The organism is Limnoglobus sp., from assembly GCF_059499385.1.
This window is the reverse complement of record NZ_JCABYM010000089.1, coordinates 34,340-37,534: the sequence shown is the minus strand read 5'-3', so window position 1 is coordinate 37,534 and position 3,195 is coordinate 34,340. Positions and strand designations below refer to the sequence as shown.

Genomic DNA, 3,195 nt, shown 5'->3' with positions numbered 1-3,195 from the left:
CAACGTCACGGCTTCATCGTCGCGATCCACTCCCACAGCAGCGCGACGCCGCGGTCGTCCACGCGGTTCGACGACAGCGGCGGCATCTGGTGCGGGCCGCGGAGGCTCACGCGCTTCAACAGCACGGACGCGTCCGGTCGGCCCGGCGCGACGAGCTTCGCGTCCGGTAGGTCGAACTTGTGGTGCAGCGGCGGCACGCCCTTGACCCGCATCTTGTCGAGCGCCGTCGCGAACTCCAGCTCCATCGCCGCGTTCCCGCCGCCGGCCTCGACGTGGCACGACGCGCAGTTGGCGTGCAGCCACGACTTCGCCCGCGCCGTCAGGTCTTGGGCCGGGTCGTAGGGGTCGACCAGCTTGCGGAACGACCCCGGCGACTGGTGCAGGAACGCCGACGCCTTCGCCGGCCGCTGGTTCGGCTGCTGCGAGTGGGTCGAGACGTACTCGTCCAGTTCCTTCCCCTTCAGCCCCTTCCCCTCGCCCCGCGCCTTCGGCACGGCCCGCGCCTCGGATGTGCCGTCGTACTTCAACAGACCGAGGTGTTCGAGTTCCCGCAACTGGTTGCTCGTGCAACCGCCGTAGTCGTGGTCCTTGTTCATCTGTACCTCGCACAGGCCGAGGACGTAGTTCGCCGCCCGGCTGTGGCAGACCATGCACTCGGCGCGGCTCGGGTAGTGCCACACCTGTTCGCGGTCGCCCGTCGGCGTCTTCACCACGAACTTCTTGTCCAGCCCGCCGGCCGGCAGCAACTCCGCGTCCGTCCCGGCGTCGTTCCAGAGGTACGTGTAGCCGAACCACTCCGTCCCCTGCTTCGTCAGGAACCGCGTCTCGACCCACTTCCGACTCGCCGGATTCCCTTCCTCCGCCTCCAGCGCGAAGCTCTTCACGATGACCGTGCGGTCCGGGAAGTCCCACCCGCGGCTTCGCTTGAAGTCGATCGGCTCCTTTGACGGGATCGCCAGGAACCGCTCCTTGTGCAGCCCGTCCGACCAGAACGGGGCGTTCACCGAGTACGGGATCACCCCCGGCTTCATCGCGTGCTTCGCGACGTTCTCGAACAGGCCGCTTTCCGACAGCCTTCGGGGGAAGTTGGCCGCGGGCGCGTCCGTGTTCGGGACGAGCGTGTAGAACCCGCCCTCGCCGCCGCCGCGGTGGTCGCAGACAAGCAGTTCGCCGCGGGTGTTCACGCCGAACGCCGTGATCTGCATCCGCGGCGCGGCCAGCTCCCTGTGCCAGACCGGTTTCGCACCGTCGTGCTTCATCCCCCAGACGCGGCCGGTCGAGTAGTCGCCGTAGACGTAGACGCCGTTGAGGTCCGGCAGCTGCGGGCCGTAGTAGACGATGCCTCCGGTGAGCGAGCGGAACTCCGAGTGGTGGTGCTCGATCGTCGGCATCGTGTGCGGCGTGCCGTTGAGCTTGCGGTTCGCGTAGAAGACGTGGCCGCCCTCCATCACGCTCCACCCGTAGTTGTCCCGCGGCCGGACGAGGTACGCCTGCTCCCACAGGTCCTGGCCGTTGTTGCCGACCCAGACGTGCCCGGTCTTCGCGTCGCACGCGATCCGCCACGGGTTGCGGAGGCCGGTCGCGTAGGTCTCCGGGGCGAACCGCTTCTCGTCGCGGAACGGGTTGTCCTTCGGGATCGCGTAAGGCTTCCCGTTCTCGGTGCGGTCCACGTCGATGCGGAGGACCTTCGCCAGCAGCGTGTCGGTGCTCTGGCCCGTCACGTCCGTGTCGGAGTCGGACGTGCCGTCGCCGCTGGTGAGGTACATCATGCCGTCGAGGCCGAAGCAGACGGCCACGCCGTTGTGCCCGTCGGACTCCCACTCGATGATCGTTTTCGCGCTCTTCTCGTCGAGCGTGTAGGGCGGCTTCGGCTGCATCGTGTACCGGGTGATGCGGCACGACTTCTTCTTCACCTTGCCGCCGCCCTTCCCGTTCCAGCCGACGTAGAGGTACCCGTTCTCCGTGAACCTGGGGTGGAAGCAGAAGTCGGTCGCCGACCCGCCGTCCGGCGTGTCGAACATCTTCACCGCGTCCGCGGTCGTCACGTTCGGGTCGTCCTTCACCCGCCAGAACCCGGTCGCGGAGTACGGCCGGTCCTGCGTGATGAGCAGCAGTTGGTCCGCGCCGGGGACCGGCTTCACCATGATCGGGAACGCCGGCGAGAACTTCGGGTAGGCCCGCACCGCCTTGTACGGCAGCGGCGGGTCCGGCGACCCGACGACCGTGGACGAGGTGACGGGGATTCGCTCCCGCAGGCCGTAGGGCCGGGCCGTCGTCGCGTCCGGGCCGACGAACACGAGCGGCGGGTAGTCGTCCGTCTGGTGGAAGAACGGGCCGAGCTTCTTCGCCTTGATGGCCGCCGTGGTGCTGAGGTCCGGCTCCTTCCACGCCTTGTCGTAGTCGCACCGGCAGAGGGCGAACGCCCACTCCTCGCCCGGCTCCGGCCGCCCGCCGGCGCGGAGGAAGTCCGCCCACGGGATGCGGCCCTCGACGGTCCAGCCGGCGTCCGCGTCGTCCCGCTTGTTCAGCGTGCCGTTCAGCGCGACCTTCGTTTCCAGCTGGAACTCGCCGTGCTTGATGTGCTTCTCGAGCGCCGCCTCGTCCCACTTCGGGAAGAACGAATCGAGCGTGGCGTTCGCGGCGTTGACCTCGAACTCGAAGTACCCGGCGTGCTGTTTCGACGGCTTGAGGAACAGCTCGAAGCAGTCGTTCTGCCAGGCCGGGCCGTCGTGCTCGGTCACGTCGGCGAACAGGTCGGCGTCGTCCAGCTCCGCGAAGAAGTAAAGATACTCGCGGTCCCACAGGAGCTTCGCGCGGGTCTTCTCCTTCGCCGGCGTGCCGAGCAGCCGGAAGTCGTCGATGACCTGCGCGTGCTTCCAGGCCGGGTCGTCGGCCTTGCCGTCGAGCACGATCGGCGTGTCGGCCCACCGGCACTCGTACTTCGCGGGCGGGGTTTCTTTCGCCCGCGTGTCGATCAGCGCGAGGGTGCAGACGAGCAAGGGAATTGCGGGCAGGAGTGAGCGCATGCGTCGGTCCGAGTGGGGGCCGGAGAGGGAAGTGAGTTTACCACACCGGCCTCGAACCCGCATACGCCCTTCTTGTGGAACCCGGCGCGGGGGCGCCGGGGGGGGGGGTGAGTGCCCCACCCCGGTGCGCCCCCGCCGGGGGGCCCCCCGATCGGGAGCTAACCAGCCG

General features: G+C 68.6%; 1 protein-coding gene. It reads right to left on the bottom strand.

Annotation, left to right across the window (positions count from 1 at the left end):
• Nucleotides 1–5 precede the first annotated feature (5 nt).
• The gene (locus AC5JJ2_RS16450) at nucleotides 6–3,026 is read right to left on the bottom strand and encodes a PQQ-dependent sugar dehydrogenase (protein WP_495859100.1); all 3,021 of its coding nucleotides are present in this window, start codon (nucleotides 3,024–3,026) and stop codon (nucleotides 6–8) included.
• Nucleotides 3,027–3,195: the final 169 nt, after the last annotated feature.

Bases quoted from the DNA above. Each gene is read 5' to 3' on its own strand.
- AC5JJ2_RS16450 (WP_495859100.1), bottom strand. From the start codon at position 3,026: ATGCGCTCACTCCTGCCCGCAATTCCCTTGCTCGTCTGCACCCTCGCG.